General features: G+C 51.3%; 26 protein-coding genes. 10 read left to right on the top strand and 16 right to left on the bottom strand.

The window, feature by feature from the left end; all coding sequences use genetic code 11:
• Positions 1 to 55 precede the first annotated feature (55 nt).
• On the bottom strand, positions 56 to 1051 hold the full coding sequence (locus tag GT003_RS23250) for a Gfo/Idh/MocA family protein (protein ID WP_161702367.1): 996 nt from the start codon (positions 1049 to 1051) through the stop codon (positions 56 to 58).
• 162 nt (positions 1052 to 1213) lie between these two features.
• On the opposite strand from GT003_RS23250, the gene GT003_RS23245 reads away from it, so the two are divergent.
• The 3 genes from GT003_RS23245 (at position 1214) to GT003_RS23235 (ending at position 2753) form a co-directional block, all read left to right on the top strand.
• Positions 1214 to 1657, top strand: a complete 444-nt coding sequence (locus GT003_RS23245; protein WP_161702365.1) for a MarR family winged helix-turn-helix transcriptional regulator — start codon at positions 1214 to 1216, stop codon at positions 1655 to 1657.
• Positions 1658 to 1740: 83 nt separating this feature from the next.
• On the top strand, positions 1741 to 2040 hold the full coding sequence (locus tag GT003_RS23240) for a winged helix-turn-helix transcriptional regulator (protein ID WP_161702363.1): 300 nt from the start codon (positions 1741 to 1743) through the stop codon (positions 2038 to 2040).
• A 116-nt stretch (positions 2041 to 2156) separates the two neighbouring features.
• Positions 2157 to 2753, top strand: a complete 597-nt coding sequence (locus GT003_RS23235; RefSeq protein ID WP_161702361.1) for a nitroreductase family protein — start codon at positions 2157 to 2159, stop codon at positions 2751 to 2753.
• A 148-nt stretch (positions 2754 to 2901) separates the two neighbouring features.
• Here the strand turns inward: GT003_RS23235 and GT003_RS23230 are convergent, their stop codons facing one another.
• Both GT003_RS23230 and GT003_RS23225 read right to left on the bottom strand, forming a co-directional pair.
• Positions 2902 to 3900, bottom strand: a complete 999-nt coding sequence (locus GT003_RS23230; protein WP_161702359.1) for a cation diffusion facilitator family transporter — start codon at positions 3898 to 3900, stop codon at positions 2902 to 2904.
• A 223-nt stretch (positions 3901 to 4123) separates the two neighbouring features.
• Positions 4124 to 5023 carry a putative RNA methyltransferase gene (locus GT003_RS23225; protein WP_161702357.1) on the bottom strand — a complete coding sequence of 300 codons (900 nt, stop codon included), beginning with the start codon at positions 5021 to 5023 and terminating at the stop codon, positions 4124 to 4126.
• 409 nt (positions 5024 to 5432) lie between these two features.
• On the opposite strand from GT003_RS23225, the gene GT003_RS23220 reads away from it, so the two are divergent.
• Positions 5433 to 5645, top strand: coding sequence for a hypothetical protein (locus GT003_RS23220; protein ID WP_161702355.1), 213 nt, complete (start codon positions 5433 to 5435; stop codon positions 5643 to 5645).
• Here GT003_RS23220 and GT003_RS23215 read toward each other — a convergent pair.
• Complete coding sequence (locus GT003_RS23215; protein ID WP_161702353.1) at positions 5626 to 5886, bottom strand: CBM96 family carbohydrate-binding protein; 261 nt, start codon at positions 5884 to 5886, stop codon at positions 5626 to 5628. The genes GT003_RS23220 and GT003_RS23215 overlap by 20 nt on opposite strands.
• Between GT003_RS23215 and GT003_RS23210 the strand changes: the two genes are divergently transcribed.
• The gene (locus GT003_RS23210) at positions 5867 to 7549 is read left to right on the top strand and encodes a CBM96 family carbohydrate-binding protein (protein WP_161702351.1); all 1683 of its coding nucleotides are present in this window, start codon (positions 5867 to 5869) and stop codon (positions 7547 to 7549) included. The genes GT003_RS23215 and GT003_RS23210 overlap by 20 nt on opposite strands.
• A 128-nt stretch (positions 7550 to 7677) precedes the next feature.
• Here GT003_RS23210 and GT003_RS32890 read toward each other — a convergent pair whose 3' ends face one another.
• Positions 7678 to 8175 (bottom strand): aldo/keto reductase, encoded by a 498-nt coding sequence (locus tag GT003_RS32890; protein ID WP_161702349.1) that lies wholly within the window; start codon positions 8173 to 8175, stop codon positions 7678 to 7680.
• Positions 8117 to 8557, bottom strand: a complete 441-nt coding sequence (locus tag GT003_RS32885) for an aldo/keto reductase (protein ID WP_161702347.1) — start codon at positions 8555 to 8557, stop codon at positions 8117 to 8119. The genes GT003_RS32890 and GT003_RS32885 overlap by 59 nt, the downstream gene beginning before the upstream one ends.
• Before the next feature lie 178 nt (positions 8558 to 8735).
• On the opposite strand from GT003_RS32885, the gene GT003_RS23195 reads away from it, so the two are divergent.
• From GT003_RS23195 to hisC, 3 genes are all read left to right on the top strand, one after another.
• Complete coding sequence (locus GT003_RS23195) at positions 8736 to 9188, top strand: MarR family winged helix-turn-helix transcriptional regulator (RefSeq protein ID WP_161702345.1); 453 nt, start codon at positions 8736 to 8738, stop codon at positions 9186 to 9188.
• A 131-nt stretch (positions 9189 to 9319) separates the two neighbouring features.
• Positions 9320 to 10144, top strand: coding sequence for an NAD(P)H-binding protein (locus tag GT003_RS23190; RefSeq protein WP_161702342.1), 825 nt, complete (start codon positions 9320 to 9322; stop codon positions 10142 to 10144).
• 165 nt (positions 10145 to 10309) lie between these two features.
• Positions 10310 to 11434 (top strand): histidinol-phosphate transaminase, encoded by a 1125-nt coding sequence (gene hisC / locus GT003_RS23185; RefSeq protein ID WP_161702340.1) that lies wholly within the window; start codon positions 10310 to 10312, stop codon positions 11432 to 11434.
• Positions 11435 to 11532: 98 nt separating this feature from the next.
• Here the strand turns inward: hisC and GT003_RS23180 are convergent, their stop codons facing one another.
• Entirely contained in the window at positions 11533 to 12102 is a 570-nt protein-coding gene (locus GT003_RS23180) for a dihydrofolate reductase family protein (protein WP_161702339.1), read from the bottom strand.
• A 300-nt stretch (positions 12103 to 12402) separates the two neighbouring features.
• On the opposite strand from GT003_RS23180, the gene GT003_RS23175 reads away from it, so the two are divergent.
• Positions 12403 to 12807, top strand: a complete 405-nt coding sequence (locus GT003_RS23175; RefSeq protein ID WP_161702336.1) for a CBS domain-containing protein — start codon at positions 12403 to 12405, stop codon at positions 12805 to 12807.
• 79 nt (positions 12808 to 12886) lie between these two features.
• Here the strand turns inward: GT003_RS23175 and GT003_RS23170 are convergent, their stop codons facing one another.
• From GT003_RS23170 to GT003_RS23155, 4 genes are all read right to left on the bottom strand, one after another.
• A complete protein-coding gene (locus tag GT003_RS23170; RefSeq protein ID WP_161702334.1) occupies positions 12887 to 13495 on the bottom strand; it encodes a chloramphenicol phosphotransferase CPT family protein in 609 nt (202 codons plus the stop codon).
• Between the two features lie 71 nt (positions 13496 to 13566).
• Positions 13567 to 13998: a dihydrofolate reductase family protein gene (locus GT003_RS32600; protein WP_338046046.1), complete on the bottom strand. Its 432-nt coding sequence runs from the start codon at positions 13996 to 13998 to the stop codon at positions 13567 to 13569.
• A gap of 424 nt (positions 13999 to 14422) precedes the next feature.
• Complete coding sequence (locus tag GT003_RS33160; protein ID WP_428842604.1) at positions 14423 to 14605, bottom strand: S41 family peptidase; 183 nt, start codon at positions 14603 to 14605, stop codon at positions 14423 to 14425.
• A gap of 441 nt (positions 14606 to 15046) precedes the next feature.
• Positions 15047 to 15589: a dihydrofolate reductase family protein gene (locus tag GT003_RS23155; protein ID WP_161702332.1), complete on the bottom strand. Its 543-nt coding sequence runs from the start codon at positions 15587 to 15589 to the stop codon at positions 15047 to 15049.
• 91 nt (positions 15590 to 15680) lie between these two features.
• Between GT003_RS23155 and GT003_RS33210 the strand changes: the two genes are divergently transcribed.
• Positions 15681 to 16220, top strand: a complete 540-nt coding sequence (locus GT003_RS33210; protein ID WP_476703932.1) for a DUF6199 family natural product biosynthesis protein — start codon at positions 15681 to 15683, stop codon at positions 16218 to 16220.
• Between the two features lie 72 nt (positions 16221 to 16292).
• Here GT003_RS33210 and GT003_RS23150 read toward each other — a convergent pair whose 3' ends face one another.
• From GT003_RS23150 to GT003_RS23130, 5 genes are all read right to left on the bottom strand, one after another.
• A complete protein-coding gene (locus GT003_RS23150; RefSeq protein WP_161702330.1) occupies positions 16293 to 16697 on the bottom strand; it encodes a DUF4267 domain-containing protein in 405 nt (134 codons plus the stop codon).
• Between the two features lie 93 nt (positions 16698 to 16790).
• Complete coding sequence (locus tag GT003_RS23145) at positions 16791 to 17378, bottom strand: TetR/AcrR family transcriptional regulator (RefSeq protein ID WP_161702328.1); 588 nt, start codon at positions 17376 to 17378, stop codon at positions 16791 to 16793.
• Between the two features lie 46 nt (positions 17379 to 17424).
• Positions 17425 to 18324, bottom strand: a complete 900-nt coding sequence (locus tag GT003_RS23140; RefSeq protein WP_161702326.1) for an SDR family oxidoreductase — start codon at positions 18322 to 18324, stop codon at positions 17425 to 17427.
• 333 nt (positions 18325 to 18657) lie between these two features.
• Positions 18658 to 19791, bottom strand: coding sequence for a hypothetical protein (locus GT003_RS23135; RefSeq protein WP_161702324.1), 1134 nt, complete (start codon positions 19789 to 19791; stop codon positions 18658 to 18660).
• Between the two features lie 524 nt (positions 19792 to 20315).
• Complete coding sequence (locus GT003_RS23130; protein WP_161702322.1) at positions 20316 to 22913, bottom strand: InlB B-repeat-containing protein; 2598 nt, start codon at positions 22911 to 22913, stop codon at positions 20316 to 20318.
• Positions 22914 to 23097 lie beyond the last annotated feature (184 nt).

Below are 23097 nucleotides of genomic sequence, written 5' to 3'. Positions count from 1 at the left end.
CGAGAGAGGCCGCCCTCCGCTCATCGTCTTTACCTGTACTAATTAGTCCAACCGATCACGCCTCGCTCGGATACTTGAGTCCCCAAGGCTCCCGGATCCGGTCCAGCGTCTCCATGATGCGCACCGTCTCGTCCACGGTCAAGACGTCGCTTTGCTTGCGACCCTCTCGAAGGCACTCCATCGCTTCGATCGCCTGGTAGAAGTGCCCGGACGGTTCGAGCTCTTGCTTGAAGGCGACCGGCTCCTCTCCGTTCACGTGCAGCGTCGCGGCCTTGGCGAACAGGAATGCCGGCACCTCGATTCGCCCCTTCGTGCCGTAGATGACGGCCTCGTTGGTCATGGATAGCCGCACGGAACTGTGCAGGGAGGCCGTGCGGCCGCCGCCGTATTCAAACAGCAGCGAGAACTGCTCGTCCACGCCTGTTTCGCCGATCCGGACGGAGCTTGCGATCTTCGCAGGCTGCTCTCCGCCGTAGACCATCGATGCGAACGACACCGGGTAGATCCCGGCGTCGAGCAGCGTGCCGCCGCCCTTTTCCTTGTTCAACAGCCGGCCTTCGGGATTCCAGCCTGCGTCGAAGCCGAACTCGGCCTTCACGATGCGGACGTCTCCGATCGCGCCGCTGTCCAGCCACTCCCTTACCTTGACGATCGCGGGGAGGTAGCGCGTCCACATCGCTTCCATCAGGAACAACCCCTTCTCCTCGGCCAGTTCCGCGATCTCCCTGGCCTCGGCAGCGTTGATCGTGAACGGCTTCTCGCAGAGCACGGACTTGCCGCCGCGCAGCAGCGTCAGCGCGTTCTCCTTGTGGATCGGATGCAGCGTGCCGATGTACACGATCTCGACGTCCGGATCGGCCGCGAGCTCCTCGCAGCTGCCATAAGCGCGCGGGATGCCGAATTTCTCGGCAAAAGCCTTCGCTTTATCGATCGAGCGTCCCGCGACGGCGACGAGCTCCGCGCCCGGCGCGTGCGGCAGCTCCGTCGCGAAGTTGTCCGAGATGCCTCCCGGTCCCATAATGCCCCATTTTACGATGCGTTGTTCCGCCATGATCTATTCTCCTTTAGCCCTCGGATAGCTTTACCTTAACCGATTTGAAGACGTTTGCAAAGCGAAAACGCGCGGATGAATGGCAGCAGACCGATCGTCGTTGACAGGATCGTTCTCAAGTCCTATAATAAAGTCAACTTCTTGACTATCGGAGTTGATTCCATGACGGAGAACAAAAATGAACGTCTCGACATTATCGATAACGTCTTCCGGGCCAACGTGTTATTAGAGCGTATCGGCCATAACTTGTCCTCGCAAGCCGGCTTGAGCAGCCTGCACCAATGGTTTATTCTTATCGCTCTTGCGCGAGTCGGCGATCAATCCTTCAAGGATCTCGGGAACAACATGCTCGTCACCAAACAAAATATGACAGGCATGGTGCAGCGTTTGAAACAAAACGGATTCGTCGCGACGTACGAGTCCCCGCATGACAGACGCGTTACCAAAGTCAGCATTACCGCAGAAGGACAAGAAGCGCTGGCCAATGTCAATGCGTATTCCGTGGCGAAGATCGAACGTGCATTTGAAGGATTTTCCTCAGATGAAGTGGCATCGTTCGGGGGTTATCTTGAACGAATGATCGAAAACATGAAAAAAGAGGAGTAGAAAAATTTTAAGCAATTAGTCAATATATTGACTGTCAATACATTTATTAATAAGGGAATTCCCGCGATAAACGGAGAGCCGACATGGACCCATTCAAATTCCAAGCCGATAACCGGCTGCTATTCGGAAGATGGAATTACATCATTATGAAGGAATTATTAAGCGGTCCGAAACGTTATTCGGATATCAAGAGAACCTTGCCCATTACCGGCACGGCCTTGACGGATCGTCTGCGTTTATTTGAAGCCGAGAACTTGATCATGCGGCGTCTATACCCCGAGATGCCGATTCGCGTGGAATATGCATTGACGGATAAAGGGGAAGCGCTGCGGCCAATCGTCGAAGCATTCGAACGGTGGATAAGTCACTATAATGAAGGTTAGCGGGTGAACGATATAACGCCACTCGGCGGACTATTTACCCGGTTGACATGTATCTCAAAGTAATGTATCTTAAATTTAAGATTCACTATATTAAATTTTCCGAAGGAGTGTACAGCATGAGCAAATCGTTTTTGGACGCCGTCAAAGCTAGACGCACATTTTACGGGCTGAGCAAAGAAATCGTCGTATCCGCAGACAAGGTCAAGGAAATCGTAGGCGAAGCCGTCAACCATACCCCTTCCGCATTCAATTCCCAGAGCTCGCGCGTAGTCGTTCTTTTCGGAGAACAATCGGACAAACTGTGGAGCATTACGAAAGAAGCGCTCAGAAAAATCGTTCCGGCCGAGAACTTCGCGGCAACCGAAGAAAGAATCAACGGCTTTGCGAACGGCTACGGCACGATCTTGTTCTTCGAAGACCAAACGGTCGTGAAAGGCCTGCAAGAGAAATTCACGTCGTATGCCGACAATTTCCCGATCTGGTCGAACCAGTCCTCGGGCATGCTGCAGCATGTCATTTGGACGGCGCTTGTCGAACAAGGTCTCGGCGCTTCCCTGCAGCATTACAACGAGCTCATCGAGGCCGAAGTCGCGCAAACATGGCAGCTTTCGGGCGACTGGAAGCTGATTGCACAAATGCCGTTCGGAAAACCGACATTCGCTCCGGGCGAGAAGGAATTCATGCCGCTGTCGGATCGCGTGAAATTTTTCTAAATCGAGGCATCGGTTTTAAACGGATTTAATAAAAACAGCGGCTGACTAGGACGCAAGATCATGTCCTAGATTGGCCGCTGTTTTTATTTCACCTGCAGCTGTCGCGCCCCGTTCAATGATCGGACAGGCTCCCTAATGAGCATCCCGATTATTTGATTTCCGCGGTCGGCTTGACCGGCTTCCAGTTCGTAACGCCGTTATCTTCAATGATGCCCAGCGTCACGTCCGTAATATCGGCATCGTCCAATAGGCTGCTTCTGACTTTGAATTTAATGTCATCCGCGTCGGCGAGAGATAAACCAGGTGTTAGCTCAATCAGTCCTTCAACGTGATAATACCGGCCTTCTTGCAGGATGCGCATCTGATAAATATCCGTCACGTAGCGATTCGAGAAGATAATCCGAGCCACTTTCTCCTCTACTTCAGGCGGGGCGGCTACGCCGATGAGGCCCACCATATTGTCATAACCGACTCGAAACGCTACCCCCACCATAAGCAGCCCGATGAGGATCGTCGAAATGCCATCCAGCAGCGTAAAGCTCGTTAACGAAGTGACCACGACGGCGATTAAAGCAAGGAAGGCTCCTGTCGTCCCGACCAAATCCTCGTAAAAAACCAATCGGGTCGGCGGCGCTGCTCGCCCCACATTGCGGAAAGCCGCTTTCGCTATTTTCAGTCCTTTGGCCTCGACGCGTGCTTCATGGACGATTTCTTTCATGGCTTTTATCAGAACATAACCGTCAACGGCTATCGATACGAACAGAACGACGAGATTCAGCCAGAACCCGTGCGACTCCGAAGGATGGGATAAAAAATGGAATCCTTCCCTGATGGTCTCATAGGCCATCACGGTAACGACGATCACCGCCACCATGCAAAAAAGGTTGATGACGCGGCCGAATCCGGATGGAAATCGCGGCGTGGGTTTCTTCTCCGCAAGCACGCTTCCGGCAAATACGAACGCTTGGTTAATGGTGTCGGCAACGGAATGCATCGTAGAGGCAAACATTGCGCCGCTGCCGGTTAAACCCGCCGCGACTCCCTTGATGATCGCGATCCCCGCATTGCCGATGGCCGCGCTTGCCGATGAGGTATTGCCTTTTTTCAATAGTTTCCAAAAGCTGTTTTGACTGTCGCCTTCTTGCATTTCAAGTGTTTCCTCCTATGGGTTACGGTATGTATAGTGGCTTGCATAAAAATGTATACGATCTTTACGCAACAATGTTTCACCGCGAAGAAAAAGCCAGCGATGCTCTGGCAGCGGCGAGCGCGTAACCTGGCCGTCAGCAAACTAAAAAAAATGAAGCAGCCGCCGCCGGCAAGCTGCTCCAAGCAGGCATCGGAGGATCGGTTCCCTTCAGCCCGACGAATTAATCCCAGCGTTCATCTCTTGCCGATCCGATCAGAATGTCGAAGTCCATCGTGACTTTGTTCAGACCCGGCCGAAGAACTTGTTCGATGCGCTCCCGGGAAGTCCCCCACGATAATGGCGTCATACCGAGCAATGGTTCGATTAAGCCTTCACGCAAATCAACTTGATAGCGAAGGCTTACGACGTCCAAAGGATGGAATTGCTTATTGAAGCGGCTTCTGGTACGAGAATTGGAATACGTCTGTTTGCCGGACCCTTGATACAGGATTTCTCTTATTTCTTGCAGATAGCCCTGACCGGGGACGACTTTGATCACCAAGCCTTTATCGGCTGCTAATCTCCCGAACTCCGAATAATTGGCTGGCGAAAGAATATTCAAAATGAATTGGAATTGCCGACTTGAAAAAGGGCAATTCGCAATGTCGGCCACGCACCAGATCGCATCGGAATATCCTGCTGCAGCATAGCTTATGGCCTCCTTTGAAATATCGACTCCAACAGCCACTACCGCCTGCGGTTTTATTCGATTTATTCGGTTTTGCAGGTTCGATAAGTGCGATCCTTCTCCGCAACCAGCATCCAGTATGCGTATAGGTTCGTCATGCGGGTGCCGACTCCATATGATCCCACTTATCGCCGCATACAGGGGATCAAACAATCCGCTTTTGCAGATTAATCTTCTGTGCGCAAAGATGGTTTGATCGTATTTCGTACGGCTGCCATTGGATAATAAATGTACATAACCGTGCTTTGCGATATCGAAGCAGTGCCCGTTGCCGCAGACTAAACTTTGAAAATGGATGATTGCCATCGTTTTGTAACACAACGGGCATCTAAACATCGCTTGATGTTTCTCGAAGAACTCCGCGCTCACTGCTCTTTTACTTTTCCGAAACACAAATAGCACCCTCTCATTCGTAATAAGTGAATGAAAAAAGGCACAGTCAAATAAACCCCGGCCATGATAAAAAAATGCAGGGTTACGTGAGCTGTACCTATCATTACCTATAGCGAATGAATTGGATGATCATGATCGAACTCTCCTTCATGAATATATGAACGCCCTGTTAGTTTAACATGTTTGGCTGGCATGACCAAGAATTGCGCAGCAGCTCGCGTCTTAGGCAGACGTCGTTACAGAATTCACTCAAGTCATTACGCTTTCCCCTTGGTCCGTCGTTACGGAATGTAATACAGTAGGAGCGGAGGTGATGCGAGTGGGTACAACCTAAATTGGAAGCGTTATCAAATCAGAGCTTGCCGCATGGAAAGAAGGCTAGAACTACCATCCCAAGGAGGCTGAATTGATGAAAAAGCTCTTCTCCCTCATTCTCGTCATTGCGCTTGCGAGCGGAATATTCGGATTGCTGCAGCCGAAGCCCGTCTCCGCGGCGACGACGGTACTGAATCCGGTCGCCGATACCGACACGCAAAGCGACGTGGCAGCGGGAACGAACGCTACGGTGAACGTAAGCCAATGGAACAACCTGTTCACGAAATTCAGCTTGTCCGGCATGTGAACGACGATTGTCCCCCGCTGATTTTGGCTTGAACCGCAGCCGTCACGTCGATTTCCACGTATCCGTTGGCGGAGACCGAAGCGCTGCCGAGCTGCGAACCGAGCGTCGGCTTGACTCCGCCCTCGTTCCAATTTTCCGTCGAAGCGCTGTTCGCGATTAAGGTGTGCGCGTTCGCATGTGCCGTGTGGTAAATACGCACTTTGGCGTTCGTGACGTTCGCGGTGGGCTTTAGTACGAACATAGGCAGCTGGGAAGCGTATTTTGCCCGGGAAAACGCCACGAACAAACCCGAGCTGGTCATCACGACGTCCGGCGGAAGCACCGGCGGCACGCTGCAGCCGATCGCGGACACGGACACGCAGAGCGACGTTGCGGCGGGAACGAACGCTACGCTGTACGCGAGCCAATGGAGCACCATTTTCGCTAAATTCAGTTTGTCCGGCGTTTCCGGCGTTACGGGCGCCAAGGTCCGAATCTACCACTCCGCGCACGTGACGAACCACACGTTGACGGTTAGCGGCGCATCGACGGAGAGCTGGAGCGAGGGCGGAGCCAAGCCGACGCTCGGCACCGCCATTGCGAGCAAAGCCGTCAGCGCGGCCGGCTACGTCGAACTGGACGTCACCTCGGCCGTACAGAGCAAGCTGAGCGGCGGACAAAGCTCCATCACGCTCGGCTTCTCAACGAACGTCGGCGGCTGGGAAGCCTATCTGTCCCGCGAAAGCGCGACGAACAAGCCGGAGCTCATCCTGACGACCGGAGGAGGATCGACGAATCCGCCGCCAAGCGGCACGATGAAGATGGGAACGAACTTCTGGTTCCTCGCGCCTTCCTGGTCCGGCGAAACTCCGTTCGTCTCCGGCATCAATTGGGCGACGGCCTATAGTACAGGAACGAACATTTGGAACCCAACGTTCATCGCGGAGCTCTCGCCTTACACGACGCTGCGATTTATGGACTGGGGCTTAACCAACAACTCCAAAATCCAAACCTGGTCGCAGCGCAGGCTGCCGGCCGACGCAGGCAACGCCGAGGTCGGTTTGATCGATTCCGGTTCCCCGGTGACGGCGGGACTCGCCTACGAATGGATGATCGACCTTTGCAACCGAACGAACAAGGACTTGTGGATCAACCTGCCCCATATGGCCGACGATAATTACGCGAATCAGCTGGCCGCGCTTATCAAGTCCAAGCTGAACGGCAATTTGAAGGTGTACGTGGAATACTCGAACGAGACGTGGAACGGCGGCTTCGCGCAGTTCCAGTATACGCTGGACCAGGGAATCGCCCTCGGCTTGCCGGGTTCTAACCAGTGGTACCAAGGCGGCGCCTTCAGCCTGTACAAATCGGTACGCATCTGGAACCAATTCGCGACCGTGTTCGGCACGCAAATGTCCTCGCGCGTCGTACGCGTAGGCGCGTTCAGCGGCAACTATGATATTTTCGACCAAGGGTACAACGCCGTCATCAACAGCTCGACTTGGAATCCGACCGGTCAAAAGGCGGACCTGTTCGCAATCGCTCCGTACGTGGGCGCCGAACTTGACGGCTCCAGCGCCACGATTCAAAGCCAATTCCATGCCGCCATCGATCAGGTATTCACGGACCGCGTCTTGACCGCCTATGCGATCGCGCAAAAATACAACGTGAAGCTCGGGACGTACGAAGGCGGACAGCATCTGCTGACGAACGCTCAAGCGTGGAGCGGCAATCAGCAGATTTATACCGAATACATCTACATGCTAAACAAGTTCGCTCCTTATTTCACCTTATTCAATCATTACACGAACGCAGGCTCTTGGGGCTCGGGTGGAGCTTGGGGCGCCAAGGCCTTCACGGGACAATCGAATGCCGCCGCTCCGAAATACCGGGCGCTGCTCGATTGGGTCGCTGCTCATCCGTAACCAAACGAAAGCGGCTGTTCGGAATCAACTTCCGAACAGCCGCTTTTTTCATTTCCGAGCTTGTCTTCAACCCTTCTCTCGTTCATACGAAACCGATCAGCTTGCAAGACGCTTCCGGCACCAAGCGATTATTCGCCCGGACTTGTCCGATCGACCGGGAAGTTCGCTTCGATCTGCGCGATATCATCGCTGTCGAGCTCCCAGCCCAAAGACCGAATATTAGCCTCGATGTGCGCCAGGCTGGCGGCTTTCGGAATCGTGATCAAATTGTCCTGCCTCAACACCCAGTTTAACGCGACTTGGAAGGCATTTTTCCCGTACTTGGCGCCGATGTCGTCCAAGACCTGGCGCTGCTCCGAACCGGCGGCGGGAAAGCCCCTATCCCCGAATACCTGCGGCGCATAACCAAAAGGCGAATACCCCATGACGGTGATGCCCGCTTCCGCGCAGTATGGCACATTGTCCCGTTCGATGCGCCGATCGTTCAAATGATAGGGCACCTGGTTGCAGACAAGCGGAATATCGCCGAGACAGCGCTGCGCTTCCCGCAAGAGCGCGATCGAGAAATTACTCACGCCGACATGCTTGATCATCCCACGCTTGACCAACTCGGCCATGCCCGCCATCGTTTCCCGCTACCTCGTGCTGCTCGCTCGGCCAGTGCTGCAGATACAAGTCGATGTGATCGGTTTTCAATCGCGCCAGGCTCGCTTCCGCTGCATCCAGAACGCCTTGGTACGAACAATTGCGCGCCGCTACCTTCGTGACGAGGAACACGTCATCGCGCATGCCTGCGATCGCTTGGCCGACGACCCGTTCGGAACCGCCGGCGGCGTAATCCTCGGCTGTATCGATCAGCGTAAGCCCTTGCTCGATTCCGAAAAGCAGCGCCTCGATCTCTTGTTTCGCGTTCCGTTCCTCTTCACCAAACTTCCATGTCCCCTGTCCGATTGCCGGGACGCGGACATCCGTGCTGCCTAATTTACGCTGGAGCATTTGGTTATTCATGACTGCTGCCACCTCGTTCTATCGTTATCGTAGGCTTACGTATTCGATATTTCCGAAGGAAATCCCTGTTCTTGCATAAAATATCCATTAAACCTGAGACGGTATGGATTGACAGATTGGCACGATTCCCGTATTTTAAAATTAGTTAAGCATTTAACTAGATGAGGTGACTGCACCGATGACGGATATACAGGACTATGTAAAGGAGCAGCCGCTTGAAGTACGGACGTTCTTCGCGCTCGTGGAGACGACGGCCGCGCTTGTTGGCGCTTCGGAGAAATACTGGTCCGCCAACGGAACGAACGGTGCGCGCATCCGCATTCTCGTTGAAATCGCCAAAGCGGGAGGTTCGATTCTTCCATCGGAGCTTGCCGCCCGGATCGGCGTGACGAAGGCGAATATCAGCGTCATGCTCATCCCGCTGGAGGAGCTCGGTTATGTTCGCAGCTCGAGCCATCCCGAGGACGGCCGGAAGAGGACGGTTGCACTGTCTCCGGACGGCGAGCGGCTCCTGTCGGACCTCCTGCCCGGGAATCGGGCGACGATCGTCAGCCGCATGAAAGGGTTAGAGGAAGCGGAGATGATACAGTTCCTGGCTCTCCTCACCAAGCTGCAACGATACGAAGAATGATTACGTCCCGACAGCGCAGTCGCACATAGGCGCAGCCATACGGCCGTTGAACCGCGTCGTTCAATGAAGCCGTTTTTATTCGCGCAACTAGTTAAATATTTAACTAATTCGAGTGAAAGGATGAAACAATCATGAAAATCGTGCTCACTGGAGCAACCGGGCATTTAGGCGGACTTGTTCTCCGGCAGCTGCTTTATCGGGTACCCGCATCAACCTTGGCCGTCAGCATTCGGAACCCGGAGTCGGCACCGGAATGGGAGCGCCAAGGCATTGAAGCCCGATACGGCGACTACGACGTTCCCGATTCTCTGGACGCTGCATTCCAAGGCGCGACGAATCTGTTGTTCGTCTCGTCGCCTCATCCCGACGATGCCGTCCGTCTCCGCCAACATGCGGCAGTCGTCGAGGCCGCCAAGAGATCCGGCGTTCGGCGCCTGGTTTACACGAGCATCGTCCGGCCGGAACGGGGCCGGCTGCCGCTGCATGCGCTTCACTTGCAAACCGAACGGCTGATTCGGGAATCGAACATTCCGTATACGATCTTGCGGAACGCCTATTACATGGATATCGTAAAATTTCTTGGCGTCCGTGAAGCGGCGGCGAGCGGGGAATTATGGAGCCCGCCGGGAGACTGGACGTTCAACGCCGCCGCGAGGGAAGATTTGGCTGCAGCCGCCGCGGAGGTGCTGACGGAGGAGAGCCATGCCGGGCAGACCTACGAGTTGACCGCATCGCGCGTTTGGAATCCGGACGATCTGGCGCGGGCAATCGCGGAGTCGGCCGGACGCCGGGTCGTGCACCGCACGAATCCGGATATGGCGCATCCAATCTACCGCATGCTGGCGCTCGCGGATATGCGTTACACGTCCAAAGACTTGGAGCGCCTAGTCGGGCGGCCATTACGCACCATGCAGGATGAGGTTCGAGCGATGTTCGATCCGAATGTCAGGCCGTAAGCGTAACTAAAACATGTGCGGCTGCCGGCGGGTATCCTCAGCCAGGGATGTAATTATGGGCTGCGAAAAAACACTTTACTATATTAACGCGTTATTGTATTATTGCGTTAATGCAACAGATGTTTGCGATGCAAAAATCAACCGTAAAGCGAAGGTGAACCCATCATGTCCTTAACGACGCCTGACATTCGATCACGCAATGTACTGAAACGCATGAAGCCTTATTCCCCGGGCAAACCGATCTGGGAGGTGCAGCGGGAACTGGGACTGGAACGCGTAGTGAAGCTTGCCTCCAACGAGAATCCACTCGGTCCTTCACCGAAAGCGGTGGAGGCGATAAGCGAGCTGCTCATGGATATCCATCGCTATCCTGACGCGCAGGCCGTGGATTTACGTGCGGCCATTGCCGGGAGATATGAACTTGAATCCGAGCAAATTATCATCACCAATGGCGGGGATGAATTAATCACGCTCGTCTCCGAGGCCTTCATCGAAGCGGGGGACGAGATCATCGTGCCGAGCCCGTCATTCAGTGAATACGAGTTCGGAGGCCAGTTGATGGGAGCGGCCATCCGGACAATCGCTTTGACGGAAGACTACCAATATGATGTTTCCGCTATCCTTGAGGCCGTCAGCGAACGCACGAAGATTCTCTATTTATGCTCCCCTAATAATCCGACCGGCACGATCCTGACCCAATCGGCCCTGACGGAGTTGTTGAATGCATTGCCTCCAACCGTGTTGGTTATGCTCGATTCCGCCTACTGCCATTATGTAACGGAAGACGATTATTCAGACGGTATCGAGTTTGTGAAAGCAGGTTATCCCGTCATCGTGCTGCAAACCTTCTCCAAGGTTTATGGTCTGGCGGGCCTCCGAGTGGGCTTCGGGGCTGCTTCGCAATCGATTATTAGAGCGATTCTTCAGGTGAAGGAGCCATTCAACGTGAATGCCCTTGCCCTGGCGGCAGCTGCGGCAGCGATTGCGGATGTTGATCACGTCCAGAGGTCCAGCCAGCTGGTGAAGGAAGAACGTCTGCGATTGTACCTGGAATTCGAAGAACTCGGCCTGCCTTATACGCCGAGCATGAGCAACTTTATTCTCGTCGAGCTTGATGAGGATGCGGAACATCATTACGTGGAGCTCATGCGGAAAGGGGTTATCGTTCGCTATGGAGCCGCGTGGGGGCTGCCGCGCCATGTACGAATCTCCATCGGCACGCCGGAGGAGAATACGACGCTGCTTCATGCGCTCCGGGCGATTCTGCAGGAAAACCCCGAACTATCCTAATCATCGTTTGAATGACAACGGCAGCCGATCGTGTGACCGGCTGCCGCTGCGTCTTCTACACCCTATCGTTCTCCGTTAGAGCGGCAGCTCCTGTCGGACTATTTCTCCACCTCGTAGCGTGCCGCGATTATGCCAGAGTTAAACGTTCGGCTGGACAGCAGCTTGAGCCTGATTTTCTCGCCGCCGCCGTCGAATACCGATTTCCCCCCGCCCAGGACGACTGGGCAAATCGTCAGCAGGAATTCGTCGATCAGGCCAAGCTCGAGCAGCGTCTTCGCGGCTCCCGGGCTTCCGAAGATCACGAGGTTTTTGCCAGGCTGTTCTTTGAGCGCCTTGATTTCCTCTGCGATATTGTCCTTGATCAGCATCGTATTGTTCCATTCCGCCTTGTCCATCGTACTGGAAATGACGATCTTCTTCACATCCTGTATCCACTTCGCATGCTCGATACTGTGTTTCGATTCATTCGGATCATCGAGCACCGTCGGCCAGTAGCTCTCCATTAACTGGTACGTCGTACGTCCGTATACGGGAGAGCCGACTTCCGCCACGACCTCCTCGGCGTATTTCTCTAATTCCTCGTTGTACGGAATCCAGCCCAAACCTCCGTTCGAATCCGACGCATACCCATCCAGCGATACATGCATGAACAATACGAGTTTTCTCATGTTCGTTTCTCCTCCGATTTTTCGCATTTCATCTTATTTGATTTCTCGAACCGTTACCAATGTTTTGTCCTGCGGCTACGTTTACTATAAATCATTACGTTACGTAAGGTTCAAGAGGGAATCCGAATTATTTCGTCGATTTAATTAACTGAAGCTTATCGAATGCTTGTTCGGCTTGTCCCTTTGTTTAAATACATCCTAATGCCGTATGCGACCTGTATGAATGATCGCCCCGCAATATCTACCAGCATGCATTCCGCCGGAAAATATGTTTAAATAGACCAAAGGAGCGTGAATACTGTGGACATCCAGTCGTTTCTCTTCCCCAAGCAAGAAGTTTCGTACCTCACGACATCTGCCACCATGAAGGACGCCTTAGATAAACTTGAAGTTTGCCATTATACGGCCATTCCGATTCTAAACGAAGAAGGCCTCTATTACGGAACGCTGTCCGAAGGCGATCTATTATGGAAGATGCGCGCCACACCGGGTCTCGGCTTCGATACCATGCACGAAATTCCCATCGTCTCCATCAAGAAACGTATGAAAGTCGAATGCGTAGCGATCGGTGCCGAACTGGACGATATGCTGGCTCTCGCTGCCGATCAGAACTTCGTGCCGGTCGTGGACGACGATCGCGTCTTCCTCGGCATTATTCGCCGCAAAGATATTATCGAATATTATACCCGGAACATTACCGACTAGCGGAAAGTCCCTTCGAATTCCGACAGCCTGCCCTCGCCGGCAGGCTATCACCCGTTAGAATCCCCACGGGATACGGCTCCTATGAAACGCCAACGCTTCTATGGCTTAGCTTCTGAAATGCAGTGTATTCGCGATTGGATCTCAGAAAATCCACGATCAAATTCGCGCATTCGTCCGATCTCAAGGTTTCGGTATTGAGCTCCAGGTCATATTCATGTAGACGATACACGTTATCATACTGCGAGATTGCCAAGCCGATCTCTCGATCTCCCCTTAGCTTCTCTCTCCTCATAAGCTCCTCTTTCGAGCAAGTTACGCCTACGAACAGTACCGGATGATCGCTTAATAAACGGAGACAGGCATTCAAGCGCTCGTCGCTGTCATTTACGGTATCGACAACGACATTCATCCCCTTTGCCGACATGAATTTAACGGTTGAAAAAAACAACTCGACCAAGGGATCAATAAGTATATCGTTCGGCACCTGCTCCGCTTTTCGATCGGCCGATTCGGCGCTTGCGCATGTCGTGTTAATAAAATCAATGTAGTCGCCAAACAATCGTTTAAAAAAATCATCAATGGATACATGATGGAACGCGAATTCATTGTGATTCAACAGCTCATTCGAGATGGAAGTCTTTCCGGAACTTGAAGTGCCATTTAAAAATACGATTGTCCCCTGCTTCAATTTGAATCCCCCTTCAAAAATAATCATGACGCAATAAGGTCTGTCTCTAAACATCGTAAAATCCGTCGTTTCTAAACTATTCGTGCAGGGAATAGGCAATCCTGCCAGTTACTGCCTCCGTCGATCAGAACGATGGCCCGCACCTCTTCCGGATGTCGCTGAGTGCGACGATAAGCGCGATGGCAAGTGACAAGAGCTTGCTTCCAGAAAGTAAAAAAGCCGCGATTTACGCGACTTCTAAGGAGACTGACATCGGTTTCAGGCCAACCAGTCAACGAACGGGCGTGTAGCGCTGCGACGCCAGAACCGAAGACATGGCTCCCGCTCAGCTTCAGATTCAATCGATCACGAACTCCCCCCAATAATTGCGGGCCATGTCCGGCAACGATTGGCTGTATCAGGATGTGATACTCATCCGCCAAGCCGAGTTGTGCCAAGGTGGAACCAAGGCCGGGACCCCCGTTAACGAGCAGGGTCTTCCCTGCTGTCGCAAGTCTCTGCACCTCCTCGGAAACTGGCCCCTTCAGCAAGAAAGAGTTCTGCCACGACAGATGATTCAACGTCCGCGAGAAGACGTACTTGGGTTTATACGTTCATCATCAGGATTATGCGTCCCATATGCAGCCTCCTTCTATCTATGTTTTAACATCCAAATCCGGCCCGTTCTCTTGCTGCTAGGAGGATTTCCTCGTTAGACCTCGTACTTGGCCCTCATTTTTCGATTCCATATAGGTTGGTACTTCGGGGTATCCTAAGATCCTAAGTGTGCCATCAGTTCTTGTTTGAGTAATTCTAGCGCTTTCTCTAGTACGACATCTCGTTGTCGGTAGAAATCCTCTCTCTTCATTTTCACTTCAACGTGCGGCACAATGCCGATCCCTTCAAACAAAGCTCCGCTAGGTAAAAAAGAACGAATAGCACCAACCATCACAATGATATTGTTGTCATCAAAGTTTCGAAACACTGGTTGGCCCTACGTTCTCCGATAATCACTGCCCTGGCGTTATCCATGAAAGGCAGGACGAAGTCCTCAGCAGCTGATCCAGTAAAAGAATCCACTAGTATAGTGACTTTTCCTGCATATGGTATGTTCTCGCCAGTGGGATCGATGTAATCACTTTTATATTCCGCATAACTGCAATCCGCTGGGAATCGTATCTCCGCTTGCTGATGCCGTTGACTTAAGAATTCAGGATGGCAGCAACTAAATATCGATATTCATAAGTAACAGTCTCATTGGATGCCATGAATTTGTAGAAACGAATGAATTGAGTACCGTTCGCTTCAATGGCCACGCCGCTCCCCACTTGTTTTTGTACAATAGTCAGAGCCGACCGTACATCGAACACTTTTTCACTTAAAGCACACTGCGCCGGAAGAACTGATTGAAGCCATTCGGGCAGCAAGCTGCCCGCTCGTTGAAAAAAGGCAGCTCAACATGTTTGAGCTGCCGTGCTTTCTTTTTTGAGCTAAAGTTTCAAGGCCCCTCGGAATAGGAGGCTCCTACTTATAGGATCTAGGCACTTGAATATATTTTCCGAATCAATCTTATCATTCCGGATGATAAGTCAGAATAACGACACCTGAACCGAATGTCTTTGTTTCCGCCAGTTTCAGCACTTTCTTATCGACCCCTTCTCCAAAGAGACGTTTTCCGTTTCCAAGCACGACTGGGAAAACCATGAGCCGAAATTCGTCGATGAGGTCATTCTGCATCAGCGTTTGAACGAGCGAGCAGCTGCCAAATACCAAAATATCCTTACCAGGCTGCTGCTTCAGCTTGGATATTTCCTCCATGATATTGCCCTTGATCAGCGATGAATTGTTCCATTCCACTTTTTCCAGGGATGTTGAAATCACGTGCTTGGGGTAACCATTCATCATCTGGCCATATTCCCCTTCTTGCTCGATCATATTAGGCCAAGCCGCTGCAAAATTAACATACGTTTCACGTCCAAGCAGAAGAGCGTCGCTTGCTTTTAGTTCATTGAACTTGAATTGCTTTGTTTCCTCACTACGAAATTGAACTGTCCACTGCGGATTCTCCATAACTCCATCCAGCGATACAAACTCGGAGACGACTATTTTCCTCATTTTCGTTCTCCTCGTATAGTTTCCATTTTACATGACCTCACTCGATTATTATTTTTTATTCACATTTGTTTAGACGAAACTCGATTGCAAAATTCATCGTTATACTTGCTCAGGACGTGGCGGCAAGGTTAGCACGAGCGAAGCGTATGCGTGGTATCGATCGCCCGGTTGGGGCATCAAGGTTGCCGAACCGAATGAAGCGGCTCTCTTTACGAACCGCGCGGTCGGCGTTATCGCGGCCATTGTCGGGCTCATCATCCTGATTTCGAGTTTTTCGCTTGGAGGCGGTTGGAGCTCAGGCAATGTATCTGCGCTTCTGAAACGGCTGCTCGCCGGAGAGGTACAAGATTTTAAGGTAGCCGAGCAATGGACAAGAAAAAGAGACGTCCCGGAAGCCGTGCTCCATTCGGATCAAGGTTTCCTATACACGTCTCAGGCGTACAACACACGATTAGAAGCATTCGGCGTTAAAGGCAGCCAATCTCGCAAATCAACCTGCATGCATCGAAACCTTCTTCTCGCATCTCAGATCAGAGAAGCTGTACCTCATTCTGGAGCGGAATTTCAGCAAGCGGTGGAGGCGTATATTTATTACTACAACCACCACCGCTTTCAAGCCAAACTAAAATAACGTAACGAAAACCGGGGTAGTTACCTCCGCAATCGCTGGGACACGATCGCACGAATTTCGTTATGAATTCCTTCATGTATGAGCTCGATGTTCTTCTCGGTATAATAGACAACCAACAACTACTCCATATACAGCGGAGACAATATGGATCCAAGAAGGCGTTTTATCTGTTGCATTTGTAATGACCAATATAGCATCAACGGTTGGCATTAGAATGGAAGTAAACATCGCAACAAGTAATGCTTTTCGCATACGAAGTATCATCAAGACGAGTAGAAAGAACCCAATAAAAAGGTCACGATTTGCTTTGATGTAAACGAGATCGTTATCCGCGGCGTCGTGAAGCGGTAAACCGTACTCTCGTATCGCAGCTTCTGGCTGGACAAAACCTCTTATTCCTAAATACAGCATTAACAACGTGACAACGCCAACGAGCCAAAATGTGACTGACTTGGGTCCCCAATAAAGTTTACTCATTCTCTACCTCCATTAATTCATTGTCGATATCGGTTCAGGGCTCAGAGTTAATATCGGGAGATGAAGTGCGGACATCATGAACAGGCGCGATCTTCATGTCGTCAAAATGCCCAGCAGACGGTCAACCTCCTGTGTCCAGTCGATTCCGATTGCCTTTGCATCTTGAAGCATCAGACCGGTTACGACCGAAAGAAACAAAATCAATCTCCTATAGGGATCGCCCTCCGCGAATTGCCCTTCCTGCTGCCCCCGGACTAAGATAGGTATCATCGACTCGACTGTTTCCCGGGGGGAATATCGCTCGATTGCTTCCTTAGCCCTTTGTGGTACTCCTTCCGACTTTTGCGCTTGCTGAATAAGCAAGAAATAAAGCTTGTGGTTCTCGTCTAGCAGCCGAAGCGTGAAGACCCTTAGCTGATCAAGCGGCGAACCTGCTAATTGCCCGATATTCCTAATGGCATCCTGGGATTCTTCGATTGCCTCCTCCACAAGAAGCGAGAAAATTTCGTCTTTGGAATCGAAATATTTATACGTTAAACCTTGGCTGATACCGGCTTCCTCGGCGATCGCGATCATCTTCGTTCCAGCGAGCCCCTTCTCTGCGAAAACTTTTAGCGCGGCTCTTTTGATCTGATCCTTGCGCTCATCGAGTGCTTGTTCGGATTGCGCTTTTCTTGCCATAGTCTTCTTTCTTCCCTTCTATGTGTTGCTGCGACGATTATGCTTCCTATACGCGAATTTGCGATTCGCTTACGTCCCAAAGTTGTCTCGCTGCTGCCATGCTCCCAGCTTGTGGGGACTGCTTCCCGAATTGCTTATCCGCGTAATAACGTCCGCTTTCCAGTTTCTTCGCGTCGGTATCCGCCAGCCATACTAGCGTCTCCGCACCTTTCTCGGGCGTTCGGGCGAATCTCATCATGACGGCAGTCGTCATCCTGGCCATCCATCCGTTGTCCCGATTGAAGTTGGTCGCGACGAGTCCGGGATCAAAGCAGTAAGCGGCCACATTGGTGTCTTTCATACGCTGCGCCAGCTCTGCGGTAAACAAGATGTTCGCCAGCTTTGTCTCGCCGTATCGAAAATTAGGACCGCCCTTCAGTTTTCCCAAAAATCCAAAATAACGCTTACCGCTCAAGTCTTCGAAATCGATGCCTTTCATGGCCATCTTATGGCCGTGGGACGACGTCGTAATAACGCGGGCATGATTACTCATCGTAAGTCTATCAAGGAGCAGCGTCGTGAACAAGAATGGCGCGATATGGTTGACCGCCAGCGTCATCTCGATTCCGTCCTCCGTGAGTTTATGATCAACGAACATAGCACCTGCATTATTGATTAGAATATCAATCCTTGGGCATTTCGCTAAAATTTCGTTTGCCGCATGGCGGATCGACCGCTGGGACGACATGTCGGCGATGAACACGTCTACCGTGATCTGATTGCCGTAGGAAGCCCGGATCTTATTCGCCACCTCTTTCGCTTTGGCTGCATTACGTGCAACAATACCCAAATTCGCTCCTCTTGCAGCTAACTCTTGTGCGGCCGCCAATCCAATTCCGCTCGTCGCGCCGGTAATCACTACGTATTTCCCTCTTAGGTTGCCATTCGCCTGTAGAAATCCGCTCATTTGAATGCCTCCAATTAATTAATTGAACAGTTCATTTAATTAAATTATATAATTCATTCATTCATCTGTCAACAGGAAGGCTGCTTGCAGCTGAACACCAAGCCTAGTATCTCCTCGCGCGCGCCGGCTCCCCTGCATCCATCAGCTGCAGAAGCCGACCAAGGAATAGCAGCAGTTTAAAGACGCCGGTTTCGTTTTGAACGAAAGGCGCCCCCAATTTAAAAAGTCCGTTTACGTGAGAAAGCCGCCGTATATGCCGGCAGCTTCGTCGTGAGTGTATATTGAGCTATGGTGTCCCTTTAGCGTAACGTGCAACATACGGACTTGTATGTACTATCTTAGTTCACTTCTAAGTTTCCAAGACTCCTCTGCCAATTCAAGGAGTGCCTGAGCGACTAATAAGAGATGTCTTGATTTTTCTTTCTGGTTTTTTCTATCGTCTTCTTCTAAGTTACTTATCAGCTTATCCATTACCATGATAAACCTAAGTGATGCACTCGCAATAAACCCGAATCGAACAAGTTTGGAATTACCGTCCCACCCTTGATCTCTAAGTCCTTGTAAATAGTTTTGGAACAACTCTTCCTTATATTCTTCTACCTTGTTAACTGGAATTTTATTCTTTATTAATGCATATCCAAACATTCGACCGAGCTCTTCTCCTACACCTGAGATGCTTGCAAACTGCCAATCGATTGCTAATAATGTATCGATGCCATTCACTTGCTCTATAAAAATGTTATCCCAGTGTACGTCTTGATGGGCGAATACACGGGGTAATAATTCTATTGTTTCCAGTAAGCTATTTACTCGGTTTCTATTGATATGATAAAGCCCCCACATAGAGCTATTAGCATTAAAATCCTCCAAACAAGAATTCCAAATATTTTTTTGCTCCTCAATAGGTTTAGCATAAGCAGCACAAACCTCTACCCACGAACGAATCCAAGAGCGGCATAAAAATGACTCATTAGGGAGATGAGTTCCTGTTATGTAAACGCCATTGTATTTTCCAAGTAAGTAGGAAATTTTACACATGTGTGCGAATGACCAGTCACATTGAATTGCTTCAATTGCTATATCCTCGAGCCAAATCCATAGGCTTTCATCAGGATGCTCTTCTACTGCATGGCATAATGGCGCCCTTATACTAAGTGGTAACTGACTCAGTATCCCTGAATGATAAACTAAAGCCTCACGTTTCCAGTAGTAGTAGTGATCGACATGGTTTCGTAAATAATCGGGTTTTAATATTTTGATTATTAATGCATAATTCTGCTCTACATCATTATCTAGAATTGTACAAGATACCCTATAGACCGAACTCTCTCCCTTGTTTTTTCCAAGTAGACTGCAACTCCACGATAATAACTGTAAACATTTAGAAGAAACAATTCGTCGTAATAGTGACTGTAAATAAGCAGGATCAACTTTAAATTCATCTACCGTATTGTTGGTTATCGTCATTATTTGACCTCTGTTTCTTCAAAATAGCAGTCGAATCGTACATGTCAGTTGTCACGGTTAATACAGCATCAAGATTTTCATCGTCTGAAGGCCAGCTGCACCACCATAAGTCCGATAAAATGCTTGGGCACTATACGCCCCATTGCTCATTTGGTATCCTACATCGTCATTAGAGCTTATCGGTCCATACATTGGTGCGTTCGCTGCTACAATTTCAACCCTTGCCTGTGGCTGTTGTTTTTGATTGATGAGAATACTTCAATGACCATCACGGAAATTTCAATAATTTCATCGACTCCTATCCGTTTCCTTTTATCTCATTTAGATCTAATAATACTTCAAAAATCAGCCTTTAGTTTCGGTTTTTAAAAAAGGGAGCAGATGCTGTCTTGTTGCGTAAAACTGCCCGTCGAGACTTCCTATTTGAAATAAGACAAGGGCTATCGCCCAAGCAGTTAATTTTACCGCTTGAAGGATAACCCTTGTTATTTACATCTACAATCAGTTTGGGTTGACGATTTTCTTTACTTACTCTTTTGAGCCAGCATGTTCAGCAGAACCGTTACGGCCTCTGCTCTTGTTGCATGGTCCCCAGGGGCAAATTGGTTGTCGCCTTTCCCTTGCACGATGCTTGCTTGCTTTATATAAGCAACCGCAGCTTTTGCCCACGCTGGAATGTCCTTGTCGTCTGCGAAGCTAGTTGCCGTGGTGGCATTCGCTTCGCTATATTTACCCAGAGCACCCGCAATCATCGATGCCATCTCTGCACGCGTAATTTCTCCAGCTGGACGGAACGTACCGTCCTCATAGCCATGAATAATGCCCGCTTGCACCGCTTGCGCGACCGCTTTCTGCGACCAGCTTCCGATCTTCGCTGCATCCGTGAACGTCAGCGCCGCTCCCGCTCCTTGCGTCTTCAACGCATTCATCAGCATGACGGCAAATTCCGCACGAGTCACGGTTTTGTCCGGCTTGAACGTGCCGTCCTCATAACCAGTGACGATTCCGCTGCTTACCGCTTGCTTGATGCTTGCCTTCGCCCAGTGTTCGGAGATATCGCTAAAATTAATCGTTGGTTTTTGCCCTACAACCATTACTGCATATTTTGTAAAGTGGGTTACTTCTACGGTAATCTCATTACCCTTAACAACACCGCCAACTTCCACCCATTTCTTCTGCGCTTCATCATAATAGAACACGGCTGCTCTTTGATCACCGCTCAATTTTGTCGGATCAAACTTAAACGTCAATGTTACCGGTTTACTGAAGTTCTCCGAGAAATTTTTGAGAATCTCGAAGATCGGACTAGCCAGAACGTCTTCATCCGTTAGAAGAACCTGAGTGCCCGTAATTTTTTCAATCGTTAATTTCAGTTCTTTGTCCGTTGCATTTGCCGGAATATCTACTGTGATTGCATCTCCCAAACTAACCTTACCCGTTTTGCCTGCGGGAAGCGATAATTCACCATTTTCTGAGATTACTTTGCTGTCATCTGGTGGTGTTGGGTGGCCGCCGCTGCTGCCTCCAGAGCTGGCCGTCCACTGCGCGTACAGCGTCACATTCGCCGCTGCCATGGTGAACGTAGCGCCCTCCACATAGCTCGTGCCACTTCCGTTGGCCGCCGTGTTCCATCCTGCGAACGTGCTGCCCGTCTTCACCAAGCCTCCCGTGTCTCCCAATACGGTTACCGTTGCATGGTGCGCATACGGATTACTATCCGTTGGCACGATTCCTCCCGTACTGCCATTGCCGTTATACGTTACGGTGTATGTCGGGTCGGCCGTCCACTGCGCGTACAGCGTCACATTCGCCGCTGCCATGGTGAACGTAGCGCCCTCCACATAGCTCGTGCCGCTTCCGTTGGCCGCCGTGTTCCATCCTGCGAACGTGCTGCCCGTCTTCGCCAAGCTTCCCGTGTCTCCTAATACGGTTACCGTTGCATGTTGCACGTACGAATGGCTATCCGTTGGCACGGTTCCTCCCGTACTGCCATTGCCGTTGTACGTTACGGTGTATGTCGGGTCGGCCGTCCACTGCGCGTACAGCGTCACATTCGCCGCTGCCATGGTGAACGTAGCGCCCTCCACATAGCTCGTGCCACTTCCGTTAGCCGACGTGTTCCATCCCGCGAACGTGCTGCCCGTCTTCACCAAGCTTCCCGAGTTTCCTAATACGGTAACCGTTGCATGTTGCGCATACGGATTGCTATCCGTTGGCACGGTTCCTCCCGTGCTGCCATTGCCGTTATACGTTACGGTGTATGTCGGGTCGGCCGTCCACTGCGCGTACAGCGTCACATTCGCCGCTGCCATGGTGAACGTAGCGCCCTCCACATAGCTCGTGCCGCTTCCGTTAGCCACCGTGTTCCATCCTGCGAACGTGCTGCCCGTCTTCACCAAGCTTCCCGTGTTTCCTAATACGGTAACCGTTGCATGTTGCGCATACGGATTGCTATCCGTCGGCACGGTTCCTCCCGTACTGCCATTGCCGTTATACGTTACGGTGTATGTCGGGTCGGCCGTCCACTGCGCGTAAAGCGTCACATTCGCCGCTGCCATGGCGAACGTAGCGCCACCCACATAGCTCGTGCCGCTTCCGTTAGCCGCCGTGTTCCATCCTGCGAACGTGCTGCCCGTCTTCGCCAAGCTTCCCGGGTCTCCTAATACGGTTACCGTTGCATTGTGCGCATACGTCTTACTATCCGTCGGCACGGTTCCTCCCGTACTGCCATTGCCGTTATACGTTACGGTGTATGTCGGGTCGGCCGTCCACTGCGCGTACAGCGTCACATTCGCCGCTGCCATGGTGAACGTAGCGCCCTCCACATAGCTCGTGCCACTTCCGTTGGCCGCCGTGTTCCATCCCGCGAACGTGCTGCCCGTCTTCACCAAGCCCCCCGTGTCTCCTAATACGGTTACCGTTGCATTGTGCGCATACGAGTGGCTATCCGTTGGCACGGTTCCTCCCGTGCTGCCATTGCCGTTATAAGTAATCGTATACGTCGGGGGATCAATGTTTTGAAATAGGTCTCCATTGTTACCTACTACGATAAACGTGTCGTTGCCGTAAGTGACGCCATTAAGTGACCCGTGCGTACCCGCATAGCTTTTCGTCCAATTCACTAAGTCACTGGAGGTATAGATAGAATTAACCGGTCCCACCCCCACATACGTACCATTGCCGTAAGAGACACTATTAAGGACGCCAGAATTTGTCGACTCACATGCCACGCAGATAATGCCCGACGTGGTGATCATACTCCAGCTCACTCCGTCCACGGAGGTCAATATCGTTTTTCCGTCTCGT

This window comes from Paenibacillus sacheonensis, from assembly GCF_009909195.1.
Classification (GTDB): domain Bacteria; phylum Bacillota; class Bacilli; order Paenibacillales; family Paenibacillaceae; genus Paenibacillus_Z; species Paenibacillus_Z sacheonensis.
The sequence above is the reverse complement of the archived record's forward strand: the minus strand, read 5'-3'. Positions and strand labels throughout refer to the sequence as shown.